Annotated in this window: 38 protein-coding genes; 29 read left to right on the top strand and 9 right to left on the bottom strand. The window is 29.1% G+C overall.

What is annotated here, in order from left to right:
* The gene (gene rpoD, locus NJU99_RS06540; protein WP_254577922.1) at positions 1 to 1,854 is read right to left on the bottom strand and encodes an RNA polymerase sigma factor RpoD; all 1,854 of its coding nucleotides are present in this window, start codon (positions 1,852 to 1,854) and stop codon (positions 1 to 3) included.
* A 175-nt stretch (positions 1,855 to 2,029) separates the two neighbouring features.
* Between rpoD and NJU99_RS06545 the strand changes: the two genes are divergently transcribed.
* The 3 genes from NJU99_RS06545 (at position 2,030) to NJU99_RS06555 (ending at position 4,653) form a co-directional block, all read left to right on the top strand.
* Entirely contained in the window at positions 2,030 to 2,539 is a 510-nt protein-coding gene (locus NJU99_RS06545; RefSeq protein ID WP_254577923.1) for a 3-isopropylmalate dehydratase small subunit, read from the top strand.
* Entirely contained in the window at positions 2,539 to 3,603 is a 1,065-nt protein-coding gene (leuB, locus tag NJU99_RS06550) for a 3-isopropylmalate dehydrogenase (RefSeq protein WP_254577924.1), read from the top strand. Before NJU99_RS06545 ends, leuB begins: the two co-directional genes overlap by 1 nt.
* Before the next feature lie 123 nt (positions 3,604 to 3,726).
* The gene (locus NJU99_RS06555; protein ID WP_254577925.1) at positions 3,727 to 4,653 is read left to right on the top strand and encodes an exopolyphosphatase; all 927 of its coding nucleotides are present in this window, start codon (positions 3,727 to 3,729) and stop codon (positions 4,651 to 4,653) included.
* A 23-nt stretch (positions 4,654 to 4,676) separates the two neighbouring features.
* Here the strand turns inward: NJU99_RS06555 and NJU99_RS06560 are convergent, their stop codons facing one another.
* Positions 4,677 to 5,039 carry an HIT family protein gene (locus NJU99_RS06560; protein WP_254577926.1) on the bottom strand — a complete coding sequence of 121 codons (363 nt, stop codon included), beginning with the start codon at positions 5,037 to 5,039 and terminating at the stop codon, positions 4,677 to 4,679.
* Positions 5,040 to 5,366: 327 nt separating this feature from the next.
* On the opposite strand from NJU99_RS06560, the gene rpmJ reads away from it, so the two are divergent.
* The 8 genes from rpmJ (at position 5,367) to guaB (ending at position 11,306) form a co-directional block, all read left to right on the top strand.
* Positions 5,367 to 5,480 (top strand): 50S ribosomal protein L36, encoded by a 114-nt coding sequence (rpmJ, locus tag NJU99_RS06565; RefSeq protein WP_254577927.1) that lies wholly within the window; start codon positions 5,367 to 5,369, stop codon positions 5,478 to 5,480.
* A gap of 6 nt (positions 5,481 to 5,486) precedes the next feature.
* Positions 5,487 to 5,855 (top strand): 30S ribosomal protein S13, encoded by a 369-nt coding sequence (gene rpsM / locus NJU99_RS06570; protein ID WP_254577928.1) that lies wholly within the window; start codon positions 5,487 to 5,489, stop codon positions 5,853 to 5,855.
* 10 nt (positions 5,856 to 5,865) lie between these two features.
* The gene (gene rpsK, locus NJU99_RS06575) at positions 5,866 to 6,258 is read left to right on the top strand and encodes a 30S ribosomal protein S11 (RefSeq protein ID WP_254577929.1); all 393 of its coding nucleotides are present in this window, start codon (positions 5,866 to 5,868) and stop codon (positions 6,256 to 6,258) included.
* Between the two features lie 9 nt (positions 6,259 to 6,267).
* Positions 6,268 to 6,894 (top strand): 30S ribosomal protein S4, encoded by a 627-nt coding sequence (rpsD, locus tag NJU99_RS06580; protein ID WP_254577930.1) that lies wholly within the window; start codon positions 6,268 to 6,270, stop codon positions 6,892 to 6,894.
* Positions 6,895 to 6,915: 21 nt separating this feature from the next.
* Positions 6,916 to 7,914, top strand: coding sequence for a DNA-directed RNA polymerase subunit alpha (locus NJU99_RS06585; RefSeq protein WP_254577931.1), 999 nt, complete (start codon positions 6,916 to 6,918; stop codon positions 7,912 to 7,914).
* A 15-nt stretch (positions 7,915 to 7,929) separates the two neighbouring features.
* The gene (gene rplQ, locus NJU99_RS06590; RefSeq protein ID WP_254577932.1) at positions 7,930 to 8,280 is read left to right on the top strand and encodes a 50S ribosomal protein L17; all 351 of its coding nucleotides are present in this window, start codon (positions 7,930 to 7,932) and stop codon (positions 8,278 to 8,280) included.
* A 198-nt stretch (positions 8,281 to 8,478) separates the two neighbouring features.
* Positions 8,479 to 9,837 carry an Asp-tRNA(Asn)/Glu-tRNA(Gln) amidotransferase subunit GatA gene (gene gatA, locus NJU99_RS06595; protein WP_254577933.1) on the top strand — a complete coding sequence of 453 codons (1,359 nt, stop codon included), beginning with the start codon at positions 8,479 to 8,481 and terminating at the stop codon, positions 9,835 to 9,837.
* Between the two features lie 23 nt (positions 9,838 to 9,860).
* On the top strand, positions 9,861 to 11,306 hold the full coding sequence (gene guaB, locus NJU99_RS06600; protein WP_254577934.1) for an IMP dehydrogenase: 1,446 nt from the start codon (positions 9,861 to 9,863) through the stop codon (positions 11,304 to 11,306).
* 153 nt (positions 11,307 to 11,459) lie between these two features.
* Here guaB and NJU99_RS06605 read toward each other — a convergent pair whose 3' ends face one another.
* The gene (locus NJU99_RS06605) at positions 11,460 to 11,750 is read right to left on the bottom strand and encodes a DUF3144 domain-containing protein (RefSeq protein WP_254577935.1); all 291 of its coding nucleotides are present in this window, start codon (positions 11,748 to 11,750) and stop codon (positions 11,460 to 11,462) included.
* 222 nt (positions 11,751 to 11,972) lie between these two features.
* Here NJU99_RS06605 and NJU99_RS06610 point away from each other — a divergent pair, with 222 nt between their 5' ends.
* From NJU99_RS06610 to NJU99_RS06640, 7 genes are all read left to right on the top strand, one after another.
* Entirely contained in the window at positions 11,973 to 12,398 is a 426-nt protein-coding gene (locus NJU99_RS06610) for a hypothetical protein (RefSeq protein ID WP_254577936.1), read from the top strand.
* Positions 12,399 to 12,489: 91 nt separating this feature from the next.
* Entirely contained in the window at positions 12,490 to 12,744 is a 255-nt protein-coding gene (locus NJU99_RS06615; protein WP_254577937.1) for a hypothetical protein, read from the top strand.
* A gap of 62 nt (positions 12,745 to 12,806) precedes the next feature.
* Positions 12,807 to 13,031, top strand: coding sequence for a hypothetical protein (locus NJU99_RS06620; RefSeq protein WP_254577938.1), 225 nt, complete (start codon positions 12,807 to 12,809; stop codon positions 13,029 to 13,031).
* 48 nt (positions 13,032 to 13,079) lie between these two features.
* Positions 13,080 to 13,316 carry a hypothetical protein gene (locus NJU99_RS06625; RefSeq protein ID WP_254577939.1) on the top strand — a complete coding sequence of 79 codons (237 nt, stop codon included), beginning with the start codon at positions 13,080 to 13,082 and terminating at the stop codon, positions 13,314 to 13,316.
* A 59-nt stretch (positions 13,317 to 13,375) separates the two neighbouring features.
* Positions 13,376 to 13,723, top strand: a complete 348-nt coding sequence (locus tag NJU99_RS06630) for a hypothetical protein (RefSeq protein WP_254577940.1) — start codon at positions 13,376 to 13,378, stop codon at positions 13,721 to 13,723.
* A gap of 104 nt (positions 13,724 to 13,827) precedes the next feature.
* A complete protein-coding gene (locus NJU99_RS06635) occupies positions 13,828 to 14,457 on the top strand; it encodes an adenylate kinase (protein ID WP_254577941.1) in 630 nt (209 codons plus the stop codon).
* Positions 14,458 to 14,612: 155 nt separating this feature from the next.
* On the top strand, positions 14,613 to 14,954 hold the full coding sequence (locus tag NJU99_RS06640) for a metal-sulfur cluster assembly factor (RefSeq protein ID WP_254577942.1): 342 nt from the start codon (positions 14,613 to 14,615) through the stop codon (positions 14,952 to 14,954).
* 25 nt (positions 14,955 to 14,979) lie between these two features.
* Here NJU99_RS06640 and NJU99_RS06645 read toward each other — a convergent pair whose 3' ends face one another.
* Positions 14,980 to 15,354 (bottom strand): hypothetical protein, encoded by a 375-nt coding sequence (locus tag NJU99_RS06645; RefSeq protein WP_254577943.1) that lies wholly within the window; start codon positions 15,352 to 15,354, stop codon positions 14,980 to 14,982.
* A gap of 122 nt (positions 15,355 to 15,476) precedes the next feature.
* On the opposite strand from NJU99_RS06645, the gene NJU99_RS06650 reads away from it, so the two are divergent.
* The 4 genes from NJU99_RS06650 (at position 15,477) to NJU99_RS06665 (ending at position 18,447) form a co-directional block, all read left to right on the top strand.
* Entirely contained in the window at positions 15,477 to 15,944 is a 468-nt protein-coding gene (locus tag NJU99_RS06650; RefSeq protein WP_254577944.1) for an Lcl C-terminal domain-containing protein, read from the top strand.
* A gap of 81 nt (positions 15,945 to 16,025) precedes the next feature.
* A complete protein-coding gene (locus tag NJU99_RS06655) occupies positions 16,026 to 16,835 on the top strand; it encodes an AraC family transcriptional regulator (protein WP_254577945.1) in 810 nt (269 codons plus the stop codon).
* A 52-nt stretch (positions 16,836 to 16,887) separates the two neighbouring features.
* Positions 16,888 to 17,484, top strand: coding sequence for a LysE family translocator (locus NJU99_RS06660; protein ID WP_254577946.1), 597 nt, complete (start codon positions 16,888 to 16,890; stop codon positions 17,482 to 17,484).
* Positions 17,485 to 17,508: 24 nt separating this feature from the next.
* Positions 17,509 to 18,447 (top strand): matrixin family metalloprotease, encoded by a 939-nt coding sequence (locus NJU99_RS06665; RefSeq protein ID WP_254577947.1) that lies wholly within the window; start codon positions 17,509 to 17,511, stop codon positions 18,445 to 18,447.
* 6 nt (positions 18,448 to 18,453) lie between these two features.
* Here the strand turns inward: NJU99_RS06665 and NJU99_RS06670 are convergent, their stop codons facing one another.
* Positions 18,454 to 18,948: a type II toxin-antitoxin system antitoxin SocA domain-containing protein gene (locus tag NJU99_RS06670; protein ID WP_254577948.1), complete on the bottom strand. Its 495-nt coding sequence runs from the start codon at positions 18,946 to 18,948 to the stop codon at positions 18,454 to 18,456.
* A gap of 75 nt (positions 18,949 to 19,023) precedes the next feature.
* Between NJU99_RS06670 and NJU99_RS06675 the strand changes: the two genes are divergently transcribed.
* Positions 19,024 to 19,377 (top strand): DCC1-like thiol-disulfide oxidoreductase family protein, encoded by a 354-nt coding sequence (locus NJU99_RS06675; protein WP_254577949.1) that lies wholly within the window; start codon positions 19,024 to 19,026, stop codon positions 19,375 to 19,377.
* Here NJU99_RS06675 and NJU99_RS06680 read toward each other — a convergent pair.
* The 4 genes from NJU99_RS06680 to NJU99_RS06695 all read right to left on the bottom strand — a co-directional run bounded on the left by NJU99_RS06680 (position 19,374) and on the right by NJU99_RS06695 (position 22,394).
* Positions 19,374 to 20,450: a YeeE/YedE family protein gene (locus NJU99_RS06680; RefSeq protein WP_254577950.1), complete on the bottom strand. Its 1,077-nt coding sequence runs from the start codon at positions 20,448 to 20,450 to the stop codon at positions 19,374 to 19,376. The genes NJU99_RS06675 and NJU99_RS06680 overlap by 4 nt on opposite strands.
* Position 20,451: 1 nt before the next feature.
* Positions 20,452 to 20,721, bottom strand: a complete 270-nt coding sequence (locus NJU99_RS06685) for a hypothetical protein (protein WP_254577951.1) — start codon at positions 20,719 to 20,721, stop codon at positions 20,452 to 20,454.
* 148 nt (positions 20,722 to 20,869) lie between these two features.
* Entirely contained in the window at positions 20,870 to 21,289 is a 420-nt protein-coding gene (locus NJU99_RS06690) for an FKBP-type peptidyl-prolyl cis-trans isomerase (protein ID WP_254577952.1), read from the bottom strand.
* Between the two features lie 70 nt (positions 21,290 to 21,359).
* Positions 21,360 to 22,394, bottom strand: a complete 1,035-nt coding sequence (locus NJU99_RS06695) for a coproporphyrinogen III oxidase (protein ID WP_254577953.1) — start codon at positions 22,392 to 22,394, stop codon at positions 21,360 to 21,362.
* A gap of 111 nt (positions 22,395 to 22,505) precedes the next feature.
* On the opposite strand from NJU99_RS06695, the gene NJU99_RS06700 reads away from it, so the two are divergent.
* From NJU99_RS06700 to radC, 6 genes are all read left to right on the top strand, one after another.
* Positions 22,506 to 23,087, top strand: coding sequence for a DJ-1/PfpI family protein (locus tag NJU99_RS06700; protein ID WP_254577954.1), 582 nt, complete (start codon positions 22,506 to 22,508; stop codon positions 23,085 to 23,087).
* 8 nt (positions 23,088 to 23,095) lie between these two features.
* Complete coding sequence (locus NJU99_RS06705; RefSeq protein WP_254577955.1) at positions 23,096 to 24,103, top strand: adenosine deaminase; 1,008 nt, start codon at positions 23,096 to 23,098, stop codon at positions 24,101 to 24,103.
* A complete protein-coding gene (locus NJU99_RS06710) occupies positions 24,103 to 24,555 on the top strand; it encodes a protein tyrosine phosphatase family protein (RefSeq protein ID WP_254577956.1) in 453 nt (150 codons plus the stop codon). The genes NJU99_RS06705 and NJU99_RS06710 overlap by 1 nt, the downstream gene beginning before the upstream one ends.
* Before the next feature lie 89 nt (positions 24,556 to 24,644).
* Positions 24,645 to 25,751 (top strand): homoserine O-acetyltransferase MetX, encoded by a 1,107-nt coding sequence (metX, locus tag NJU99_RS06715; protein ID WP_254577957.1) that lies wholly within the window; start codon positions 24,645 to 24,647, stop codon positions 25,749 to 25,751.
* A gap of 3 nt (positions 25,752 to 25,754) precedes the next feature.
* Positions 25,755 to 25,958, top strand: a complete 204-nt coding sequence (gene xseB, locus NJU99_RS06720) for an exodeoxyribonuclease VII small subunit (RefSeq protein WP_254577958.1) — start codon at positions 25,755 to 25,757, stop codon at positions 25,956 to 25,958.
* A 61-nt stretch (positions 25,959 to 26,019) separates the two neighbouring features.
* Positions 26,020 to 26,682, top strand: a complete 663-nt coding sequence (gene radC, locus NJU99_RS06725) for a RadC family protein (RefSeq protein ID WP_254577959.1) — start codon at positions 26,020 to 26,022, stop codon at positions 26,680 to 26,682.
* The last annotated feature ends 28 nt before the right edge of the window (positions 26,683 to 26,710 follow it).

Below are 26,710 nucleotides of genomic sequence, written 5' to 3' on the forward strand. Positions count from 1 at the left end.
TTAACTCTCAACATAGTTTTTAAGGTTTTTACCTACTTTAGGGTGTTTTAATTTTTTAATTGCACTTGATTCAATTTGTCTAACTCTTTCTCTTGTAACTGATAATTCTTTACCAATTTCTTCAAGAGTTCTATCAGATGCATCATCCATTAATCCAAATCTCATTCTTACAACTGCTTGTTCTCTTTCATTTAACTGAGCTAAAATCTGATCAATTTGCCCTTGTAAGTCTTCTTTCATAATATTATCAACTGGTGTTGGAGCTTTTTCATCAGGTACAAAGTCTCCAAATTTACCATCATCATCAGAACCAATAGGTGCTTCAAGTGATACAGGTTCTTTAGTAATTTTAATTACTTGCTTAACTTTATCAACTGCAAGTCCTACTTCTTTTGAGATATCCTCTACATCTGGCTCTTTACCATTTTCTTGGATACCTTTTCTAATGATTTTATTGATTCTGTTAATCGTTTCAATCATATGAATTGGAATTCTAATAGTTCTAGCTTGGTCAGCAATTGCTCTTGAAATAGCTTGTCTAATCCACCATGTTGCATAAGTAGAGAATTTATATCCCTTTTTATACTCAAATTTATCAACAGCTTTCATAAGACCTATATTACCTTCTTGAATTAAGTCTAAGAATGGTAAACCTCTATTTGTATATCTTTTTGCAATAGATACAACAAGTCTAAGGTTTGATTTAGCCATTCTAGTCTTAGCTTTATCAGTAATTTGCTTACCTCTTTTAATTTGTTCTAATACATCTTTTAGTTCTTCTGGTTCTAAATCAAAACCATCTTTAGAAGCTTCTGCTGTTTGGAACAGTTTTTTGATTTCCATATAAGTAGAAACCATAGTCGCTTCAGGAACCATAGAAGTAATTTGAACTTTTGATAGGTTGATAATATTATCTAATATCTTTTTGTGATTAGCTAATAAAGTATCATTAAATAATGGTAATCTATATTCTAATCTTTTAAGCTCAGAATCAAATCCTGTATCAGATTTAAGTGCAGTTTCCATAGCTTTTACAATTTCTGTAATAAGTTTAGATGTTGGACCTAAGTCTAATAATGCTTCTTTTAAAATTCTTTTTTTGAACGCAACTGCTAGGTTGTGTTGCATTTGATGAATTTCATCTTCTGATTTTGCTTCTTCTTTTGATAGGAATTTAAGCCAATCTTTTTTAGCTTTTTCTAAAACTTTAAAAGAATCAATAATAGTTTGAGCTCTTTTATCAAGTTTTTTATTTTTCTTTCCTGCTTCATCATCTGCACTAAGAACTTCTACTTCTGTTTCAACTTCATCAGCTGAATCATCAGAATCTTCGTCATCAAAGTTTCTGAAAAGCTCTTTAACTTTTCTTTCTCTATTTACTAAAGGCTCTTTGTATTCTAAAATGAAATCTATTAAGTACGGTACATAACAAATAGCATCAAGAATTACATCTTCACCCATTTCAATTTTTTTAGAAATTTCAATCTCTTCTTCTTTTGTAAGTAATGGAATCTGACCCATTTCTCTTAGATACATTCTTACAGGAGAATCAGATCTAGACCACTCTAATAACTCTTTATTTTTTAATAAATCAAAAACATCATCTTCGTTTTCGATCAGCTTTTCTCTTTGTTCTCTTTTCTTTTTAGCTTCCTCAGCATTCATTCTTTTTGCTTGTTCTTGCGAACTAATAACTGTTACGTTATATAGTTGAATAAAAGCTAAAAGTTTTTTTACATTTGCTGCTGATGGGGCTTTAGGAAAGATTTTAATAATTTTTTCATAAGTTAAGATAGAGTCTTTGTATTCTTTTACAGTTTGCTCTATAGCTTTATTTAAATCTTTTGCGCTCATTAACGAAAAATCCTCTTGTTAAGATAGGCATTTATTATACCGAAATTACATAAGAAAGTTATTAAAAATTTGTTATTTAATCAAATATTACTAAATTTTTAGCTAAAATGTGTGTTTTCTGAAAATAATCATGTTTAATAAATTAAAATATTTATTAAATACAAGGATACAAAATATGAATAAAATTACTGGAAAAGTATGGAATTTTGGTGCTAATATTGATACAGATGTTATCATCGCAGCAAGATATTTAAATAGTTCAGACCCTGAGCATTTAGCAAAATATGTTATGGAAGATGCAGATCCTGAGTTCCCAAACAAGTTACAAAAGGGTGATATTATAGTTGCAGGTGAAAACTTTGGATGTGGAAGCTCTAGAGAACATGCACCAATCGCATTAAAAGCAGCAGGTGTTGCAGCAGTTGTTGCTCCATCATTTGCGAGAATCTTTTATAGAAATGCATTTAATATGGGATTACCAATTTTTGAATTACCTGAGTCTTTAGAAATTAAAGAGGGTGAAGAAATCTCTATTAACTTAGATGCAGGTGAGATTACAAATAATACAACTAATAAAACTTATAAATTTATTCCAATTCCAGATTTTATGCAAGAATTAATTGCAGCTGGTGGATTAATCAACTTTGCTAATATTGAAGCAGCTAGAGAAAAGGAAAACAACTAATGAAAAGATATAATATCTCTTTAATTAAAGGTGACGGAATTGGTCCAGAAATTGTAGATGAAGCTGTAAAAGTTTTAGATACAGTTGCAGGTGCTTGTAGTTTTACATTAGATTACAAAGAGTACTTAATGGGTGGTATTGCTATTGATGAAACAGGTGTACCTTTACCAACTGAAACAGTTGAGGGTGTTTTAAAATCTGATGCTTGTTTATTTGGAGCAATTGGTGGTGAGAAATGGGATACATTACCAAGAGATTTAAGACCTGAAACTGGACTTTTAAAGTTTAGAGAAGAGATGGGTGTATATGCAAACTTAAGACCTGCTATTGTTTATGATGAATTAGTAAATGCTTCTACATTAAAACCTGAAGTTATTGAGGGTTGTGATATTATGGTTGTAAGAGAACTAATTGGTGGTATTTACTTTGGACAACCAAGAGCAAATGATGGTCAAAAAGCTTATAATACTATGGTTTATACAAAGCCAGAAATTGAAAGAATTGGTAAACAAGCTTTTGAATTTGCTATGAAAAGAGACAAGAGAGTTTGTTCTGTTGATAAAGCAAATGTTCTTGAGGTATCTCAATTATGGAGAGATACTATGGAAGAAATCGCAAAAGATTACCCTGCTGTTGAATTAACACATATGTATGTTGATAATGCTGCAATGCAATTAGTAAGAAATCCAAAACAATTTGATGTTATTGTAACTGGTAATATCTTTGGAGATATTCTATCTGATACAGCTTCTATGGTTGTTGGATCTATTGGATTATTACCATCAGCTTCAACTGGTGATAAAACTGCAATCTATGAGCCAATCCATGGTTCTGCTCCTGATATTGCTGGACAAGGTATTGCAAATCCTATTGCTACAATTGAAAGTGCTGCTATGATGCTTAGATATTCTCTTGGAGAAGTAGAAGCTGCAAGTAAAATTGAAACAGCAATTAGAAATGTATTAAAAGATGGATACAGAACAAAAGATTTAGCTGCTTATGATGCTAAAGAAGTTGTAACAACTGCTGAAATGGGTGATATAATCGCCAACTACATTAAATAGTAAAAAAGGGAAAACCCCTTTTTTACGAATCTTTCTAAAGATTTACTTTTATATATAATTTTATTTAATAGAATTTAAGAATCATTTATGCTAAAATAATCAAAAATTAATTTAGGACTTCTAATGGATAAAAAATATAGACTTGTTACTAGAAGTGATATGGATGGATTAGTGTGTGGAACACTAATGAAGTATCTAGGTATTATTGATGAAATTACTTTTGTTCACCCAAAAGATATGCAAGATGGAAAAGTTGAAATCACATCAAATGACATAACTACAAATCTACCATATGTAGATGGTGTATATTTAGCTTTTGATCATCACTTTAGTGAAACACTAAGAAATGAAAAAAAAGACAATCATATTATTGACCCAAAAGCACCAAGTGCAGCTGAAGTTGTATATCAATATTATGGGGGAAATGAAAAATTCCCAGAAGCTTTTGATGCTATGATGATAGCTGCAAATAAAGCTGATAGTGCGGCATTTACAAAAGAAGATATTTTAAATCCACAAGGTTGGGAGTTATTAAGTTTCTTAATGGATTCAAGAACTGGTCTTGGAAGATTTAGAGAGTTTACAGTTTCAAATTACCAATTGATGATGGATTTAATTGATTATTGTAAAGACCACACAATTGAAGAGATTTTATCATTAAGTGATGTAAAAGAAAGAGTTGACTTATACTTTAAATATGAAAAAGAGTTTAAAGAGCAATTAGAAAGATGTACAAGAGTTGAAAAAAATCTTTTAATCATTGATTATAGAGATGAAGAGATAATTTATCCTGGAAACAGATTTTTAGTTTATGCTATGTATCCAGATGCAAATATTTCTATTCATGTAGTATGGGGTAGAGATAAACAAAATGTTGTTTACAGTACAGGTAAATCTATCATAAATAAAAGCTCAAATACAAATGTAGGTGAGTTAATGCTTAAATATGGTGGAGGAGGGCATGAAGCTGCTGGTGGATGTCAACCAAGCCATGAAGAAGCTCCAAAAGTATTAGAAGAGTTAATCGCTCAAATAAATGCAGATGGATAAGAAGGCTTAAGTAAAGAAAAGTTTTATAAACTTTTCTTTACTAATTCATAAAACTCTTCAAAAGAAGCTAAATCAAGATTTGCATCTCTTTGTTTCTTACCCCACATAGGTTCAGGGAAATATGAATCTTGTTTAAATCTAGCCATAATATGAAAATGTACATGTGGAACATAATTTCCAAAAGAAGCGATATTTACTTTATCACATTCAAAATACTCTAACATGATTTTCTCAATAATATCCAAACATCTAAATATTTCCATTTTTGTTTCACTATCACAATGTGATAACTCTTTTAAATCTTTATTTGTAAATATTTTAAGCCACGGAATCTCACTTTGCTCGATTTGTATATTTATTAAATCATTTGTATAAATTTTTGACATATAATCCCTTTTGTTTAGTAATATTTACATTTTACAACAAGAAAGCTGAAAGTAGTTTAAGGTTTAAACTACATTTAAGTAAATATTAATTATAATCCGAATCCATTTTTTCAACCATCAAGGAAGTTTTTATAAAATATTTGTGTTTTATAAAGAGTTGGTAGGAGTAGCGTCTAAATAAACGCTTTACTATAGCCTACTATTTTTACTCCTGAATATTTAGAGAAAATATAGGTTAAGACAAATGATACGGTAAAGGTTATATCGTTTGTTTACGTCTCTTGCCTGTTGAAAAGTGGTAATAAACACAAAAAAGAGGAATGACTGATGAAAGTTAGAGCTTCAGTAAAGAAAATGTGTGATAAATGTAAAGTTATCAAAAGAAATGGTATCGTAAGAGTAATCTGCGAAAACAAAAAACACAAACAAAGACAAGGATAAAAAGACATGGCAAGAATCGCAGGTGTTGATTTACCAAATAAAAAGAGAATGGAATACGCATTAACTTACGTTTATGGTATTGGTTTACATAACTCTAGATTAATCTTAGATGCTGTAGGTATTGATAGAAACAAAAGAGCACACGAATTAACAGAAGACGAAGCAGCAACAATTAGACAAGAAATCCAAAAGAACTACCAAGTTGAGGGTGATTTAAGAAAGAAAGTTGCTATGGATATTAAAGCTTTAATGGACTTAGGTTCATACAGAGGTTTAAGACACAGAAAAGGTTTACCTTGTAGAGGGCAAAAGACTAAGACTAATGCTAGAACAAGAAAAGGTAAAAAGAAAACTGTTGGCGCAGCAGCTAAGTAAGGGATTGTAGATGGCAAAAAGAAAAGTTACTAGAAAAAAAATTGTAAGAAAAAATATTGCTGACGGTGTTGTACATATTGCTGCAACATTTAACAATACTATGGTTACTGTATCTGACAATGCAGGTAATGCAATCGCATGGTCAAGTGCTGGAAGCTTAGGATTCAAAGGTTCTAAGAAGTCAACTCCATTTGCTGCACAAGCTGCTGTAGAAGATGCTATGCAAAAAGCAATGGAACACGGAATTAAAAACGTTGGAATCAAAATTCAAGGACCAGGATCTGGTAGAGATACTGCAGTTAAATCTGTAGGTGCTATTGATGGTATCAGAGTTACTTGGTTTAAAGATGTTACACCATTACCACATAATGGTTGTAGACCACCTAAAAGAAGAAGAGTGTAAGGGGCAATTATGGCAAGATATAGAGGACCAGTAGAAAAAATCGAAAGAAGATTAGATGCAGACCTTGGATTAAAAGGTGAGAGAAGACTTAACGGAAAATCTGCATTAGAAAAAAGACCATTTGCTCCAGGACAACACGGACAAAGAAGAACTAAAATTTCTGAGTATGGTTTACAATTAAGAGAAAAGCAAAAAGCTAAATTTATGTATGGTGTTTCTGAAAAACAATTCAGAAAATACTTCAAAGAAGCTGCAAGAAGAGAAGGTAATACAGGTGCAAACTTAATTACTTTAATTGAGCAGAGATTAGATAACGTTGTATATAGAATGGGATTTGCTTCAACTAGAGCAAACGCTAGACAATTTACAACTCACGGGCACATCTTAGTTGATGGTAAAAAAGTTGATATTCCTTCTTTTGTTGTTAAGCCTGGACAAAAAATTGAAATTAGAGAAAAATCTAAAACTAACCCACAAATCGTTAGATCTTTAGAGTTAACTAACCAAACTGGACTTGTTGACTGGGTAGATGTAGATAAAGATAAAGTATTCGGAATTTTCACAAGAATCCCAACTAGAGAAGAAGTTGTTATTCCTGTAGAAGAGAGATTAATCGTAGAGTTATATTCTAAATAATTGAGAGCAAAAAGGTAGCCAATGAAGAAGTTTGCAGATACACCGTTTTTACCAACTGAAGTTGAAATCGAAGCTATTAGTGATAACGAAGCTAAGATTTCTGCATATCCATTTGAGAGTGGTTTTGCAATTACTTTGGCACACCCTTTAAGAAGACTTTTATTAAGTTCTTCAGTTGGTTACGCACCAATTGCAGTTAAAATTGAAGGTGCTTCTCATGAGTTTGACTCATTAAGAGGGATGCTAGAAGATATAGCTATATTTATTATTAATCTTAAAAACATTAAGTTTAAAATAAATAGTGACGAAGAGCAAGTAGTAGTTGAATACTCTTTTAATGGACCTAAAGAGATCAAGGGTGAAGATTTAATTAATGCTGATGTAGAAGTAGTTTCTCCTGATGCACACCTAGCTACTATTAACTCAGATTGTAATCTTACTTTTTCTGTGATTATTCAAAAAGGTATCGGATATATGCCTTCTGAAGACATCAGAGATATTGTTGGACCAGATTACATTCCAATCGATGCTTTCTTTACACCAGTGAAAAAAGTAGTTTACGATATTGAAAAAATGTTAGTTGAAGATAATCCTAACTTTGAAAAAGCTGTATTTAACGTACAAACAAATGGACAAATTTCTCCAATTACTGCTTTTAAAGAAGCAGTATCTGTTATGTACTCTCAAATGTCAGTATTTAATAAAGTATTTGATTTATCAGAAGTAACAGTAAGTGATGCAGGTGAAGAGCCAGTAGAACTTAAAGATTTAATTATTAAAATAGACGATTTAAATTTAAGTGCTAGATCATTTAACTCTTTAGATAGAGCGGGATTAAAATTCTTAGGTGAATTAGTACTTATGAGTGAAGTTGAAGTTAAAAACATCAAAAACTTAGGGAAAAAATCTTACGATGAGATTGCTGAGAAATTAGAATCTTTAGGATTCCCAGTTGAAGATACACTTCCAGAAAATGTTGCATCTGCATTAAGAAGAAAATTAGAGCAACTAAAAGCATAATTAAGGGTTAGTAATATGAGACATAAGCATGGATATAGAAGATTAAGCAGAACTTCTTCTCATAGAAAAGCGTTATTAAAAAACATGGCAATCGCTTTAATCGAGAGAGAAAAAATTGAAACAACTGTTCCAAAAGCAAAAGAATTAAGAAGATACGTTGAGAAATTAGTAACTACAGCTAGAAATGCTGATTTAAATAGCCACAGAGCTGTTTTCAAAGCATTACAAGATAAAGAAGCTACTAAAAAATTAATTAATGAAATCGCACCAAAATACGAAGGTAGAAATGGTGGATATACTTCAATAATTAAAACAAGAATCAGAAGAGGTGATGCTACTCAAATGGCATTCATTTCTTTCGTATAATCTTTAATTTATACTGTTTACAAAAAAGGTAGGAGTTTATAACTTCTACCTTTTTTTATTTAAAAAAAATAATACCTTTACTCACAATCAAACTTAAAAATTTCTTTTTAATTTCATTTAATTTTTCTTTACCAAAATTTAATCATTTTTTAGATAAAATCGGGTGTATACTATAATTGTAAAACACAGGAGAGCCTTTTGATAACTCTAAAAGAAGCGCTTAATTTAAGTGCTGATGATATTCAAAAATTAAGAGATGATTTAAAACAAAAAATTAATGAAGACAAAACTGGTGCATATGTTGAGCAATTAACTTCACAAGATATTTCTGAAGCAGGTTCTGGTATCCCAATAGCTATTAAAGATAATATAAATGTTAAAAACTGGGAAATCACTTGTTCAAGTAATATTTTAAAAGGTTATAAGTCACCATATAACGCAACTGTAATAAATAAATTAAATGATGCAGGTTTAAGTGCATTTGGTAGAACTAACATGGATGAATTTGCTATGGGAAGTTCAACTGAATCTTCTTGTTATGGAAAAACACTAAACCCTGTTGATAATACAAAAGTTCCTGGTGGAAGTTCAGGTGGTTCAGCTGCTGCTGTTGCTGCTGGTACTGCTATTGCTGCACTTGGAACAGATACGGGTGGATCGATTAGACAACCTGCTGCTTATTGTGGTGTTGTTGGTATGAAACCTACTTATGGAAGAGTTTCAAGATATGGAATTACTGCTTACTCTTCTTCACTTGATCAATGTGGACCAATTACTCAAAATGTAGAAGATGCTGCTATTTTATATGATATTATTTCAGGAAATGATCCAATGGATTCAACATCTGCAAATGTAGAATATGAAGCAGTTACACCAAAACTTGATGAGAATAGAAAATTAACTATTGCAGTAATTGATAGTTTTGTAGAAGAAGCTAGTCCTGCTATTAAAGCTGGATACGAAAAAGCTATTAAAGCACTAGAAGATGCAGGACATACAATAGTTCATAAAAATATGTTAGATACAAGTAAAATTTTATCTTCATATTATATTGTAGCAACTGCTGAGGCTTCTGCAAATCTTTCTAGATTTGATGGTGTTAGATATGGAAACAGAAAAGGCAATGCTGGTTTAAAAGATATGTATACTCAAACTAAAACTCAAGGTTTTGGTGAAGAAGTTCAAAAAAGAATCATGCTTGGTTCTTTTGTATTAAGTTCTGGTTATTACGATGCTTATTATATTAAAGCACAAAAAGTTAGACACTTAATAAAAGATGAATATGAAGCAATTTTTAATGATGCAGATTTAATACTTTCTCCAGTTGCTCCAACAACTGCTCCTGAGTTTGGAAGTTTTAAAACATCATTAGAAATGTATTTAAGTGATATTTACACAATTTCAGTTAACTTAGCTGGATTACCTGCTATTTCATTACCTGTAGATAAAGATGAAAATGGTATGCCTGTTGGATTACAGTTAATTGGAAAAGCTTACGATGAACAAACTGTGTTTGATGGTGCTTTATCATTAGAAAAAGCCGTAGATTATAAATAAAGAAAAGATTAGGATAGTATATTATGAGAATTAGAAAAAGAGCATTAACATTTGAAGACGTTTTATTAGTACCAGCAAAATCAGAAGTATTACCAAAAGAAGTTTGTATTAAAACTAAACTTACTAAAAAAATTGAGTTAAATATTCCTTTTGTATCTGCTGCTATGGATACAGTAACAGAATATCAAGCTGCAATTGCTATGGCTAGACTTGGTGGTATTGGTATTGTTCACAAAAATATGGATATTGAATCTCAAGCATTACAATGTAAAAAAGTTAAAAAATCTGAGTCAGGTATGATTATTGATCCTGTAACAATTGGCCCAGATCAAACACTTCAAGATGCTGAAGATATTATGGCATCATACAAAATTTCAGGAGTACCTGTTGTTGATGAAAATAATACTTTATTAGGTATTTTAACAAACAGAGATATGAGATTTACTAAGGACTTCTCTTTATTAGCAAAAGAAAAAATGACTTCAATGCCATTAGTTGTTGCTAAAGAAGGTACTACTTTAGATGAAGCAGCTGATGTAATGCATGCTAATAAAATTGAAAAGTTACCAATTGTAGGTGAGAACGATAAATTAATTGGTCTTATTACAATTAAAGACATTAATAAAAAAAGAGAATACCCAAATGCAAATAAAGATGAATTTGGAAGATTAAGAGTTGGTGCTGCAATTGGTGTAGGACAAATGGATAGAGCTAAAGCACTAGTTGAAGTTGGTGTTGATGTATTAGTTCTTGATTCTGCTCATGGTCATTCAAAAGGTATTTTAGATAGTGTAAAAGCTATTAAAGCTGAATTAGATGTAGAAGTAATTGCTGGAAATGTAGCAACTGCTGAAGCAACTGAAGATTTAATCAAAGCTGGTGCTGATGCTGTTAAAGTAGGTATTGGACCAGGTTCTATTTGTACAACAAGAATTGTTGCAGGTGTTGGTGTTCCTCAAATTTCTGCAATTGATGAGTGTGCAGCAGCTGGAGCTAAACATGGTGTTCCAGTTATCGCTGATGGTGGTATTAAATATTCAGGTGATGTTGCAAAAGCATTAGCAGTTGGAGCATCTGCTTGTATGATGGGTTCTGCATTAGCAGGTACTGAGGAATCTCCTGGTGAAGTTATATTATTCCAAGGAAGAAAATTCAAATCATACAGAGGTATGGGATCAATTGGTGCTATGACAAAAGGAAGTAATGATAGATATTTCCAAGAAGGAACAGCAGCTGATAAACTAGTACCTGAGGGAATTGAAGGTAGAGTAGCGTACAGAGGAAGTGTAAAAGATATCATTCATCAAATGATTGGTGGATTAAGAGCTTCTATGGGTTACTTAGGTTCTAAAGACATTCCAACATTCCAAGAAAAAGCTGAATTTGTAGAAATTACATCTGCTGGACTTAAAGAGTCTCACGTGCATGATGTTACTATTACTAACGAAGCTCCAAACTACCACGTATAAAAAATTAAAGTAAAGCGTCAATTTTTCGCTTTACTCTGCGTTGAAGAAGAAAATTAAATGCTCACGTACTTGATGTACGCTGCGCTTAAATTTACTTCTTCGCCTTGATTAAAACAAAAACTTAACACTTTCTTTTAATTTTTGCTTAACTAATTAGTTACTTGGATTTTGTGAAAAATCATGTGTAACTGCAAAATTGTTTATATGTTCTTCAAGTGCTAGTTTATACTCTTTTACAAAGTATTCCATAATATTTTCTTTTTCTTCTAGCATGTGTTCTGCACTATCAAATGAAGTACATGCCATATATGTTGTAAATCTTGTAGAACCATACATAAGTGCGGCACTTACTTCGCCTAAAGTATTACCTCTTTCTAATTGTTGATTTGCAGTTGCTATGTATTCATCGGCTCTTTGTAAAAATTCTGTTGTTTTTTCGCTCATAAATTTTCCTATTTTTATTTGGATTATAGTCAAATAATGGTTATAAAAAAGAAAAATGGGAAAAATATTTTTACCAAAATGAATAAATGTAAATTAAATGAACAAAGTTAACTAATAAATAGGCCTATTTAAGTGTTTATTGAAAGAAAAAATAAAACTTATTGTTTAAAATCTTCAATAGTTGCAAAAAAACGCTATAATGGCGAAAATATAAGGATATATATGCCAAAAGGTAAAAAAACAGTTATAAAAGAAATCAAATTATTAGAAAATAATGAGATCTTAATAAACGGTAGAGAGTATGTAATTTTAGAAACTACAGAAGATATTCAAACAGCTAAGACTATGAAAGTATCTTCAAATGGAAATAGAATACTAAGGTTTGATGATGAAAGTAAAAAAGCTAGAATTGATTTAAAAAGATCTATTGATATTTATAAAATTACTTTCAAAGATGGAAGAAGAGCAAAACAGTTTAGTAAAAGTAAAGACAAAAAGTTAATCTTACCAATTGATGGTAATGAGATTGTTTCAACTGCTAATTCATTTATTGAAGCACGTTCTTATGTTTCAAAGTTTCAAGATAAAAAAAGCAAAACTTATGATAAAAAAGTAGGTGTTAGTGTTTTTTATTTATTTGAAGAATAAAAAATTTTAAAAATTTTCTAATATCTATACCTATTTACTTTACTATTTTTATTTATAAATGGTACTATTATCTATAAAAAAGGAAGTTTATATGTTAGATAAAATAAAAAAATATTATAAATTAGCTAAACAAAAAGATGTTGATGGGTATTTAATCAAACTTGGAGTATTAGGAGTTATTATTGGTATTGTATTTTCTATTCCAATAGTAAAAGAAATATTCGTATGGTTTATTTTATTTGGTATATGTATAAAACTTTATAATTTTACTGAAAAGATTGAACATAATATAGTTCCTTATGATTTCAATAGAATTTTACCTCCTCCACCTAAAAAAGAAGAGTAATTAATCTATGTTTTTATATAGATTTTACTACAATACCAAACTTTAAAAAATAAGGTTAATAAATGTCTGGAAAAGAATTAAATATATCAAGTGTAAAAACTACAAAGGGCGATAAACTTGCAAAGCAAGGCAATCAAAATAAAAACGCTACAAGAGTTGCTTTTTCACAAGATAAAAACAAAGATGAACAAATAGTAAATGCAAGAAAAAGTGTAAATGGACAACTTGCAAAGAAAAAAGCAAAAAGAAAAGCTGCAAAAGCTTCTAGAAAAAAAAGTAAAAAATAGCGATAAATCTGCGAAAAAGTTTTGATACTCTTCTTTTAAAGGATGAGTATGAAAACAATGACATGTAAAGAACTTGGTGGAGCTTGTGATGAGAAATTTACTGCTAATAGTTTCGATGAAATAGGAAGACTTAGTAAAGAGCATACAAAACATATGTTTGATAAAAGAGACTTAGCTCATTTAGAAGCGATAAAACAAATGAATGAACTTATGAAAGATAAAACTGCATTTATCCAATGGTTACACTCAAAAAAAGAAACATTTGATAAACTACCTAACAACTAGTATTTAAACATATATATTGTAAACTTTATAAAAATTTTAAGATATAAAAGTGGAACTATATGTTTAAAAAAATAGAAAATCAAATAAATGAGTTTACAAGTGGCATCAAAGAAGCAAAAGGTTGTGATGAGCTTATGGTTTACATGAACAGCAGTTATGTATCTAGTATAAAGCTTTTGATGTTTGCATCAAGCAGTTTTTCTTTATATGCTAGACTTCTACTATTTTTTATTATTGCAAATGGTGGTTTATTAATGTTTACATCTATTGGGGCTTTACCTTTGGATTTTACACCTTTTTTAGTTGTTACTTTTGCTTTAGTAGCTATGATGGTTTTCTATACTTCTCACTTTAAAAAGATACTAACTTCAAGTATAGAAGGGGTAAAAACTAAGATGAAAAGCTAAATTAAGTACTTTATTTTTAATTTACTCATGTAATTGTTTTATCTTAGGTGTTATTAACTACTTTTTTTATACAATCACACAAAAAGAAATCAAGGAAATTGAATATGAATTTAATGTTATTTGGTGCACCAGGTGCAGGAAAAGGTACACAAGCAAAATTTTTAATTGAAAAATATGACATCCCTCAAATCTCAACAGGTGATATTTTAAGAGCTGCTATTGCAGATAAAACTGAAATGGGTATGGAAGCTAAGAAATTTATGGATGAGGGTCAATTAGTACCTGATTCAACTATTATTGGTATTATTAAAGATAGACTTGCTGAAGATGATTGTAAAAAAGGTTTTATCCTTGATGGTTTCCCAAGAACATTACCACAAGCTGAAGCTTTAAATGCTTTAATGAATGATATGGGAATTGCTTTAGATAAGGTTATTTCTTTAAATGTTCCAGATGAATTAATTGTAGAAAGAATTACTGGAAGAAGAACATCTAAAGTAACTGGTAAAATCTACCACATGAAATTTAACCCACCAACTGATGAAAAAGAAGAAGATTTAATCCAAAGAGCTGATGATACAGAAGAAACTGTAACAAAAAGATTATCAGCATATCATGATCAAACTGCTCCATTAATTGATTTTTATACTAACATGGGTGTTATTGTAGAACTTGATGGTACAAAAGATGTATCAGAAGTAACTGCTGATATGTTTGCTGCTATTGAGAAGTAATTTCTCAAAATTTATTAGAAGTTGAGAATTCTCAACTTCTATAAACCTCTTTTATAATTAAAAACCCTTTAAATTAAAAAAGTAAATTTATTTTGACTATATTCATGCTATAAAACTTCTGTATTATTCTGTTTTTAAAAAACAGGAGTGTTAAAATGAACATAGTAAAAGATGATGTAGAAGAAAAAGTAATTCAAAAACTAAAAAATATTCAAGATATTGAACTGCCTATAAGTATCTATGATTTAGGACTTATTTATAAAACAGATGTTGAACTTAAAGATGATAACATTTATGTAAATATAGAAACAACAATGATAAATTCTAGATGTAATAGTACTTACTCTTTTAGTGAAGAGATTGTAAATAATATAAAAAGTATAGATGAAGTTGATGATTGTAATGTAAAGTTTGTTTATTCACCAAAGTGGGATGTATCTATGATTTCACCAAAGGGAATAGAGCAGTTAAATTGTGCTAATGCCAAGGGTATGTAATATCTAAAACAAAAAAGAAGAGAGTCTAAAGAGAGTTATTTATCTCATCTAACTCAAAATTAGTTTTCTTCTTTAGTTCATCTATTTTTTTGATAAGCTCTTCTTGGGAAGTAAAGTCATATTTTTTACAAATAGCTTCTATTAAAGCAAAACGTGTTTCTTTTGAATTATCAATTTTTGATTTATCTTGTTCTTTTTGAATATTGTTTCTTTTCGTTATGACGTTCTTTAGGTATAAATCAACAGCTTTTGAGTTTAACTCATCTTCTACCATAAAAATATCAACATTTTTCAGTATCTCTTCAACTTTTTGTTTTAATTGCTCAAAACTATATTTTGTTTTGTCACTTATAAGGGCTGCAATTTTTTCATCTACTAAGTTAAGTGGGTCTGTATTCATAATCATCCATTAAAAAAAATATTTTTGATTTTAGCATAATTAGGATTATTGCTATATTTCTTTTTTTCTTTCGCTATAAATATCTGATAAAATTTATATAAACTAAAGCAAAAGGATTTATGATGAAAAAAATATTTATATTTTTACTAATTAGTCTTTGTTTATGGGCCAATGAACAATCAAAGTTTATAAGAGATAAGAATATAGTTTATGATAAAGAATTGAAACTTTATTGGCAAGATGACAAAAGTGTAGAAACAAATAAATATACTTTAGAAAATTCTATAAAATATTGTAAAGATTTAAATTTAAACTCTTATACTAACTGGCGATTGCCAACTTACAAAGAGTTACTTAGTATTGGTGATTATGAGGTTTATAAACCAACACTAAATGAAACATTTAAACATAGTGCCTCTGGTCACTTTTGGTCTATTATATATAAAAGAGTAGCTTTTGGTAAAGAGTGGAAACCTATAAAAGACTTCTATGTAAAAAGGATATATTTTAGCGATGGATACTCTTATGACAATGATAGAACAGGAAAGGCATATGTAAGATGCGTAAGAGAAAAGAAAAACTCTAAATAATTTCAAATTAAATTTAATAAAGTCAATTTTATACAAGAAGTAAAAACTATATTGTGCTATATTAAATAAAAAGGAAGTTCTATGAATAAAATATTTACTAAAATCTATTCAAGTGAAAAGCTTCCTTTTATGCAACTTCGATATTCAAATTCAAATAAACACTATAAAAAGCACTTTCACTCTTCTTTTTCTTTGGGAATAAATAAAGAGGGGATTAGTGTTTATTCAAATCAAAATAAGAAGTTTATTCTTGATAAAAATAGACTTAGTATCATGAATCCATATGAGGTTCATTCTTGTAATTCTTGTGGGAATACTTTAAATAAATATTATATGATGTATCTAGATACTTCTTGGTGTACAAAAATACAAAATATTATAAACAATAATATAGAAGATTTTGTAGCAGTAGATAAAAAACTATTAGAATCAAAAGAGTTCTATAATAGATTCTTAGATTTGTGCGAGTTTATTTATGAAAATAATAGCATAGAAGAAAAGGAAAATGAATTAATTGAGTTTTTCTTAGACTTTTTTGGCTTGTATTTAAAAGAAGATGAAGTAAAAGCCAAAGATGAGAACTTTGAAACAATTAAGGCTTTTATACATGAGAACTATAAAGAAAATATTACTTTAAAAGATTTATCAGATAAGTTTGATTTAAATGAGTACTATATAATTAGACTTTTCAAAAAACATCTCAATATCACACCCCATTCATATCTTTTAAATTTAAGAGTAAACCATGCAAGAGTATGTTTAAAAGAGGGAATGAGTATAGTAGAAACTGCACTAGAGTGTGGTTTTTATGACCAAAGTCATCTACACAGAAACTTTTTAAACTTTGTAGCCACAACTCCAAAAGAGTACCAACTCAATTTCGTACAATAAAAAAGTTTTCATTTATTATAAACTCTCTTAAATTTAAAATTTAGGAATTTTTATGAGTATATCTTTTTTTATATCTATGCTTTCATTTTGTATAGTATTGTCAATCTCTCCAGGCCCTGTAAATGCAATGATTGTTACATCAGGTTTAAATAATGGCTTTAGAAAAACTTTTTCATTTATTTCAGGTGCAACTATTGGTTTTACTCTTTTACTTTTATCCATTGCATTTACATATGAAAAGTTTTTAATCTCATCAAATAATCAATTTCTTTTGTTTTTAGAAATATTTGGAAGTTTATTTATCATTTATATGGGATATAAAATAGCAAGTACTTCAATGCTTGATTTAAGTGTCAAAGAGAGTAAAACCTTGAAGTTTTATGAAGGCTTTTTATTGCAGTGGCTAAATCCCAAAGCATGGCTTGCTTGTTTAGCCGGTGTTTCTATGTTTGTAAACTCACAAATAACACTTGTTATCTTTGTAATAATGTACTTTGTAGTTTGTTATGTATGTTTGAGTTTATGGGGTATTTTAGGTCATAAGGCAAGTATATTTTTTGATACAGCTCTTAAAGTAAAAGTTTTTAATATGAGTATGGGTATTTTACTGATTATAAGTGCATCTGTTTTGCTACTAAATAATATCTAAATGTTTTTTGTATAAAATGTATTTATGATTAAAAAGACATTATATACAACACTATTTTTAGCATCATCTTTATATGCAGGTTTTCAAGAAATAAAAATTGGAAAGATTGATAGATACTATCAAGATAAAATAAATGAAAGACAATTAAAAACAATCTTAGATGAAATAGAAGAGCACTTTGAGTCAAAACTTGGTTTTGATGTATTTGATTACTCTTCTATGGGAAAACCTATAGATATTCTTTATGTAAAACCATCAAGTATGGAAAGAAGAATAAACAGAGCCATGGATAGATTTGAAAGAAAAAAGGAAAAAATTCAAAGCTATCAAGATGAGTTTGAAACAAAAAAAGTTCAAATTGATAAGCAAACAAAAGTTTATAAAATCTTAGAAAATGAAGTAAATGAAAAAACAGAAGAATTAAATAAATACATCAAAAAAATAAATCAAAGAAGAAATGTATCCCAAGAAGAGTATAAAAAAATACAAACTTATGTAAAAGCAAAAAAAGTAGTTATAAACCAAAAATTAAAAGAGCTAAGGGGTGAACAAAGAGCCTTAAAAAGATTAGTAAATAGTTTTAATAATAAAGTTCATTTATACAATACTCATACTCAAAATTATTATAATCTTGCAAATGAAATTGAGTCTTTAAATAGAGGTTTTAAAAAAGTAAAAGGTCAAGCAATAGGAGTAAAACAAACAGTTTTAAAAACCTATGTAAAAGATGGAGTTACCATAAAAGAAAAAACAGTAACAAATAGTATGAATAAAATAGAGATTTATGGTTTTGAAAGTCTTAGCGAACTAAAAGCTATATTAGCCCATGAAATAGCTCACTTAGTAGGTATTCCTCATATACAAGAGCAGGGTGCTTTACTAAACCCTATCTTGCAAAAAAATCAAAAGCAGAATTTAAATCTAACTTATGATGATATTTTGAACTTTAAAGAGCACTTCTAATTTTTATTAAATTATAAGTTCACCTTTTGGTGTAGCTCTTACTTCTTCTATTTTGAAACATTCGTTTGCTGTATTTCTTGGAGAAGTTTCTAGGTATTTTTCTACAACTTTATGGATTGTAGTTAATTCTTCTTTTTCAAATAGTTCTTCATCAAACTCTTCTTCCATTTTGATAAATTTTAATTCAATAAACTTGTCATTTGCTTTTACTTCAATATCTATGTAATCTAATAACTCTTGAATTAAAAAAAGTCTTGGATCTTCCTCATCTAAGTCTTCTTCATTTGCGATTATGTCAAACAATTCACTTAAGATTACAGGCTCAGGGTTTCTTGAGTCTTTAATATACTCTTCATTAAAAATCTTATTTCCACAATGATTTGAATGGTTAAAATCCATTAAAAAAAGCATTATTGATAGTTTTTTATCATTTAGATGTTTTACTTGCTTATGTAACATATATAAAATTACATTTGCAACTTTAGTCATATCTATATTCAAATAGTTTCCTTTGTTTAAATTAAATGAAGTATACAATATTTATGGTATATAATAGATAATAAAAAAAGGCGTAAAATGAAAATAAAACTATATTATGATAAAGATTGTCCTTTCTGTAAAAAATACGCTCAAATTTTAAAGTTAAAACAAAATCATGAAGTTAGCATTTTTAATGCAAGAGAAAGTCAAGAAGATATTTTATTTTTTAAAGAAAAAGGCTTTGATATAAATGAAGGATTTATTATTTATATAGATGAAAAAGAGATTTTACAAGGAAGTGAAGCTGTTATATTTTTAGATAAATTAAGTGAAAAAAGATTGTTTTTAGTAGATACTTGGTTTTTTAAAAAGATTGCTTATCCAATAATAAAGCAAATAAGAAAAGCAATTTTATTAATACTTGGGAAGAACCCAAATATTAAGTTTTAGATTTGATAATCAGGTGTATTATCATCCCAATCAAAGATAAAACACATAGGTAATTTATCTCTTTTATTTAAGTACTTAGCTGTGATAACACCACTTACAAAAATAGAAATAATTGCAAGAGCAGAAGCTAAAGCTAAAGTAGAAAGTCCTGTAAGACCTTGACCTACAGTACATCCAATACATAGAACACCACCAGTACCCATAAGTGCTCCACCGAACATATTGTATTTTGATCTATTTATATTTTGGTTTGCAGTACATCCAAAGCTATATTGTCTATTTATTTTAGACATAGCAAATGCTCCTAAAACAACACCAATTACAATAGCAATACTAAAAGTAAGAACATTTACTTGATAGAAACTAAATAACTCAAAAGTCTTAGCAGTAGGATAGATAAATGTAATACCATTTAACTCAATCATTCTTTCAATACTATCTTCACCCATAACTCCTGTTACATACCAAGAAGCAGAGATTAAAAGTCCAATTAGAACACCATCTACTAAACTTATAAGTCTTTTTGTTTTTTTGATTATAAATGCTAAGATTAAAACTAAAACACCAACTACAAAGTACACATTCATAGTTACATTTCCTATCATAGCAGACCATTCAAGTAAAGTTTCATTTTTTGTAATAGGTGAAAATATATCATTTAGAAGACCATTAGCAGTAGCAAAAGCAAAAATACCTATAAATACTAAAGCTATAAGAGCATTTGGGTCACCTTGTGCAAACTTTATAAGTTGTCTATTCCCACAACCATCAGCTATCATCATACCAGCACCAAATAAAGCTCCACCTAGTATGATAGAGAAGTAGTTTATATTATCTCTATAGTAGTTTGAGTCTGTTAAATCTATTTCAAAATAACTGGCAACTATAGTAGTTGAAATAATAGCAACTATCATAGCCATGATTACAGAGGAACCTCTTTTTGTAGATTTTGTTAGCATATAGTCTTTGATTGAACCACTAAAACAAAACTGTTTTTTTTGAGCGATTGCTCCAAAGGCTAAACCTATTACTAAACCTAGTATATTTATTATTTCGTATACTTCAAAATCCATCTTAAACCTCTTGGTTTTCTATTCTCATATCTTCAAGTCCATCTAAAATATCAAGTGCTTGATCTTCTGTTAGAGTTTTGTTTTCTATGTCTAAAACAACATCATCAAAGTACTGTTTTACTTGATTGATATACTCTAACTCCTCTTTTAAAACTTTTGCATCTTTTTTACTAGCAGTTTTTATATTTGTTTCTAACTCATTTATAGTTTCTTTTATTTCTACTAGTACATCAGTTTTTAATAGTTCATCTAATTTTTTTATATTACTCATGTATGTCCTTTTTTTGGAATTATATCTAAATCTATATAAATAAGTTATTGTAATAAATATTATAAGTAAGTAAAAGTAAATAAGTTTTTGTTAATTGTTTTGTAAGGGTGTAAAAAAGTAAAACCCCAAAACTTGGGGTTTTAATAAATTAGATAATTGTATTAATAGTAATAGAGAAGTTTAATTCTTGTCCTGCTAAAGGATGGTTAAAATCAACTACGATTTCATTTTCTCTGATTTCATCAACTACAACTTGAATTGGTTGACCATTTTCACCTTGACCTTGTAATGGCATACCAACTTCTAGTTGCATATCACCAAATTGTTCTTTTGGTAAGGCTTGTTTTGCTTCAGCGTTATACTCACCATAAGCTTCTGCTGCTGGAACTGTAACTTCTTTTGAGTCACCTTCGTTCATTTCATTGATTCTTGATTCTAAACCAGGGATTAATTGACCAATTCCAAAAGTGAATTCTAAAGGATCTTTACCAATATTGCTATCAACTACCTCTCCGTTTACTTTTAATTCGTAATTCATTGTTACTACTTGATTTTCTTGTATAGCCATATTGACTCTCCTTTATTTAATATTTGAACATGGTAACAAAGATAAAGTAACACTAACCTAAAACAAATTGTTATTTTTTGTGATTTTGTACTGTACTTGGAATCGTATTCCCACTTGCTTGGTGCATTAAAGCTTCTTTATTATTTTTATAAAATTCTCTAACTTTATTTGCTAAGTGTATTTTAGTATCAATATCAATTAAGCCTTTATCATTTATACAAGATACTAAGGCTTCTACTAAAGGCTTTTGAATTACTGGAACTTTGTCTTTCCATGAATCTAATAAGGCTTTATTTATAAACTTAGGAAGTGAACCCATAATACCTGCATCATTTTGATTATGTACTAAAAGTCCAGATGTTGTTCCTCTATCAAGTGTTAGAACTTGAAATAAGTATAAAGTGTGATAATCTAACTGTTTTTTAATATCTTGAACACTAAATAACTCTCTTTGCTTTATTGCTTCATCTAGTATTTGTACATAAGTATCTATGATACCTTCTCCAAAACTCATAGCAAAGTCATAATCAGCTTTTTTATCATCAGTTTTATAGTTTTCTAAATAAAAGTGACTAACTCCTCTATGTCTATCAAGTGCTGGAATAAAAAAGTATTTCTCACCTTGTTTTACACCTTCTTCATATTTCTCTTCTGAAAGTTCTTTTAATGCTGTTTCAAATTTTTGTTTATCATTTTCATCTTCTATACTTGGATTTAAATCAGCCATTACTCTCCAATATGAGTGACCATCTCTTAAACATGTAAGTGATATATGTATATGTATTGATGGAAGCTTTGGATTATTTGGATGAATGATAGTTGAAATAGCTGTTGCACTTTGCAATTTTTTGTCTTCCATATCATCATAGTGAACCTGAGATACATTGATACTTGCAGTATTAAATAAAGCTTTATCTCTAGCCTCAAATCTACTTCCCCCACCGTGAGAGCCTTCATCTCTTAGCCATAAAACTTCTTCAAAATTTTTGTTTTCACCATATTTTTTACTTAAATCATTTAATTTATTTGCAAATCTTTCTTGTAAAGTTCGAACTAGTATATAAGCTTCTTTAGCTTCTTGTGAGCTTGCCATAATCATATTCATAAAATAAAACCTTCAAATTTTTTCCGTATTGTAACATATGAGAATAAAAGTTTATTAAGAAAGTTTATATATCTTTAGTTATACTTCCGAAAATTTAAAAAAGGAAATTTTTTGAATATAGGAATTTATATTTATGAAGATGCAGAGGTTCTGGATTTTAGTGGACCTTTTGAAGTTTTTTCAACAGCATCAAGATTTTTAGATGAAAAAGAAAAATTCAATGTTTTTTTAATAGGACAAGATAATAAAGTAGTAAAGGCAAGAGGTGGTTTTGATGTATTTCCTCACTACTGTTTTGCTGATGCTCCTGCTTTAGATGTTTTGATAGTTGTAGGTGGGGTTCATACAAAAGAGCTTGAAAAAAAAGAGGTTATTACTTGGATAAAAGATAAAGCAAAAGAGTGTAAACATATAGCTTCTGTTTGTACAGGTGCTTTTTTACTTGCAAAGGCAAAAGTTTTAAAGAAACAAAAAGTTACAACACACCATGAAGATATAAAAGATTTAAGAAAACAGTTCCCAAAACTTGAAGTAGTTGAAAATACTAGGTGGGTAGAAGAAGACAATATCATCACATCAGCTGGTATTAGTGCTGGAATTGATATGAGTTTATATCTAGTAAGTAAAATAAAAAACAAAAAACTAGCAAATAAAACAGCCAAACAAATGGAATTTGACTGGAAAATAAAATAGGAAAACAATTGAAAGATTTAATAAAAGCTTTACCAAAAGCAGAACTACATCTACATATTGAAGGTTCACTTGAACCTGAACTAATGTTTGAATTATCAAAAAGAAATAATATCAAAATACCATATAAAACAGTAGAAGAAGTAAAAGCTGCATATAACTTCACAAACTTACAAAGTTTTTTAGACATATATTATGCAGGTGCAAATGTACTTATAACAAAGCAAGATTTTTATGATATGACTTGGGAATATATATTAAAATGTAAAGAAGACAATGTAATTCATACAGAAATATTTTTTGATCCACAAACTCATACACAAAGAGGAATAGCTTTTGAAACTGTAATAAGCGGAATAAAAGAGGCTTTAGATGAGGCTAAAAAGCAGTTTGGTATTACATCTGAGATAATCATGTGTTTTTTAAGACATTTATCACAAGAAGAGGCTTTTGAAACTCTAAATCAGTCATTAGCTTATAAAAATAATATTATAGGTGTTGGGCTTGATTCATCAGAGCTTGGAAATCCTCCTAAAAAGTTTGAAGAGGTTTTCAAAAAAGCAAAAAATGAAGGCTTTAAACTAGTAGCTCATGCAGGAGAAGAGGGTGATGTATCTTATATAGAAGATGCTCTTGATTTATTACAAATACAAAGAATAGACCATGGAGTTCAAGCTATAAATAGTGAAACTCTAATGAAAAGATTAAAAGATGAGCAAATACCTCTTACGGTTTGCCCAAACTCAAATATAGAACTAAAAGTATTTGAAAACTATAAAGAACATAATATAAAAGAGCTTTTAGACTTTGGACTTAATATCACAGTAAACTCAGATGACCCTGCTTATTTTAAAGGATATATGAATCAAAACTTTTATAATCTATGTGATAATCTACCTTTAAGTAAAGAAGATATTATAAAGCTTGTAAAAAACTCTTTTAAAAGTGCTTTTATAAGTGATAAGTTAAAAGAAGAGTATTTAAAACAAATTGATGAGGTAGCAAAGGAGTTTTTATAATGGAAGAGCTTTTAAACTATATAAAAGTAAATGAACTAATTCATACAAGTGGACAGCCAAGACAAGAACAGTTTGAAAAGCTAAAAGAAGAAGAATTTGAAGTAATAATAAATATAGCCTTATGTGATTCTTCTGATGCTTTAGAAAATGAAGATAAAATTGTAAGTGATTTAGGAATGACATATATTCATTTGCCAGTTGATTTTGAAGAGCCTAAACTTAGTGACTTAAAGTTATTTATTAATATTTTACAGTCATTAGGAGCAAATAAGGTTTTAGTTCATTGTGCTAAAAATTATAGAGTTAGTGCTTTTATATATGTATATCATAAGTATATACTTCAAACGCCATTTGATAATATAGATTTATCTATGTTTGAGGAGTGGAGTCCAAATAAAACATGGCAATCATTAATGAAAGTTGATTACGAAGAGTTAAAAAAGGCTCTTTAATTAAATATAACTAAACCAAATTCTTATATTATTTTTGCTAATATAAATAGGATTAAAATATAAAGTATATTAAAGAAGATGGATAGAATTTGAGAATAGAGACTAAAACTGAGAAATTTGATGAACCTTTACATTTAGAAAGTGGTAGGATTTTGGAGTCTTTTGAGTTGGTATATGAGACTTACGGAGAGCTAAATGAGGATAAATCAAATGTTATTGTAATTTGTCATGCCCTAGCAGGTTCACACCATGCAGCGGGAAGATACGCAAATGAAGCAAAGCCTGGATGGTGGGATAAGTTTATAGGTGATGGTAAGGTAATTGATACTACAAAATACTTTGTTATTTGTTCAAATAACATAGGAAGTACTTTTGGGTCTACGAACCCTTTGAGTATTGATCCCTCAACAGGAAAAGAGTATAGATTTAAGTTTCCTATACTTACTATTTCAGATGTTGTAAGAGCTCAAATGAAGCTTTATGATAGACTTGGAATTGAAAAAGCAGTTGCTGTTATAGGTGGTTCTATGGGTGGAATGCAAGCACTTTGTTATTCTATAGAACAACCTGATTTTACAGATACAGTTATAGCCATGGCAACAACAGCTTATACAAGACCTTGGGCAATTGCTATAAATAAAATAGCAATAGAATCAATCAGACATGACCCAGCTTTCAAAGATGGTTTTTATGACCCTGATGATTTACAAGCTCAAGGTTTACCAGGATTAGCAATAGGAAGAATGGCAGGATTAATAGCATATTTAAGTCCAGAATTATTTAATAGTAAGTTTGGTAGAGAGTATGCTAGAACAGATGGTTTATATGAACTATTTGGTAGATTTGAAGTTGAGAGATACTTAGAGTATAATTCATATAGTTTTCCTAAGGTTTTTGATCCTCTATCATATCTTTATATCTGTAAGACAATGAATATTTTTGATGCAGGAAGAAATAAAGATAAACTAGAAGACTCTTTTGATAAGGTAAAGTGTAATTTACATCTTATATCTTTCAAAGATGATATGCTTTTCTTTCCAGAAGAGATGGAAGAAATAAGAGATATTATGATAAAACTTGGAAAGCAAGATCAAATAACATATAAAATGGTTGATAGTCAATCAGGACATGATTCATTCTTAGTTGAGGTTGAAAAGTTTGAAGACCATGTAAGAGATATTTTAAAAGGAAAATAATAAATGAGCGAAGAAATAAAAGAAGAAAAACTAGTATTTGAAGACAAAATCATAAAAGCAAAAAATCTTTTAGATAAACTTTCAAATCCAGAAATCACACTAAGTGATTCACTAGACGTATACAAAAATGGAATGAAAGAGCTAGAAGAGGCTCAAAAGCTTTTAGATGAAGCAAAACTTATCTTCACTACTGAAAATAAAAACTAATATATAACTTATAATATTATTATAAAAACTTAGATAAACTTCTTCTTTATAGGAGGAGTTTATGAGTATAAAAAAACTAGAAAATATAGATAAACCAAGGGAAAAACTTCTAAAACTAGGAAGCCAAAATCTTAAAGATTATGAGCTTTTAGCAGTTTTACTTGGAAGTGGTGTAAAAAACAAAGATGTGATAACACTTTCAAAAGAGATAATCAAACTCTTTGAAGATGACTTTGAAAACTTGGATTTAGAAAAGCTTCTTTTAGTTCATGGATTAGGAAATGCAAAAGCTTGTCAAATAGTAAGTGCAATAGAGTTATCAAAAAGATACCTTATAAAAAACAATAAAGTAAAAATCTCTTCTTCAAAACAAGTCTATGAAGAGCTAAGAAAATATCATCACAAACAGCAAGAGTACTTTTTAACACTTTATCTTGATGGAGCAAATCATCTAGTAGATACAAAAGTCATAAGCATAGGCACTCTAAACCAAAGTCTAGTTCATCCAAGGGAAGTCTTTTCTTATGCCATAGAAAAAAGATGTGCAAGTATCATAGTAGCTCACAATCACCCAAGTGGTATTTTAAAACCAAGCAACGAAGATATAAACATAACAAAAAGACTGCAAGACTCTGCAAAAATACTAGGAATAGAACTCCTTGATCATGTGATATTCACAAAAGAGGGCTTTTATAGTTTTCAAGAAGAGGGGATTTTATGTTAAAAGTATCATATTTTATCAAGCTAACTAA

Source organism: Arcobacter roscoffensis (assembly GCF_024267655.1).
GTDB classification, from domain to species: domain Bacteria; phylum Campylobacterota; class Campylobacteria; order Campylobacterales; family Arcobacteraceae; genus Arcobacter_B; species Arcobacter_B roscoffensis.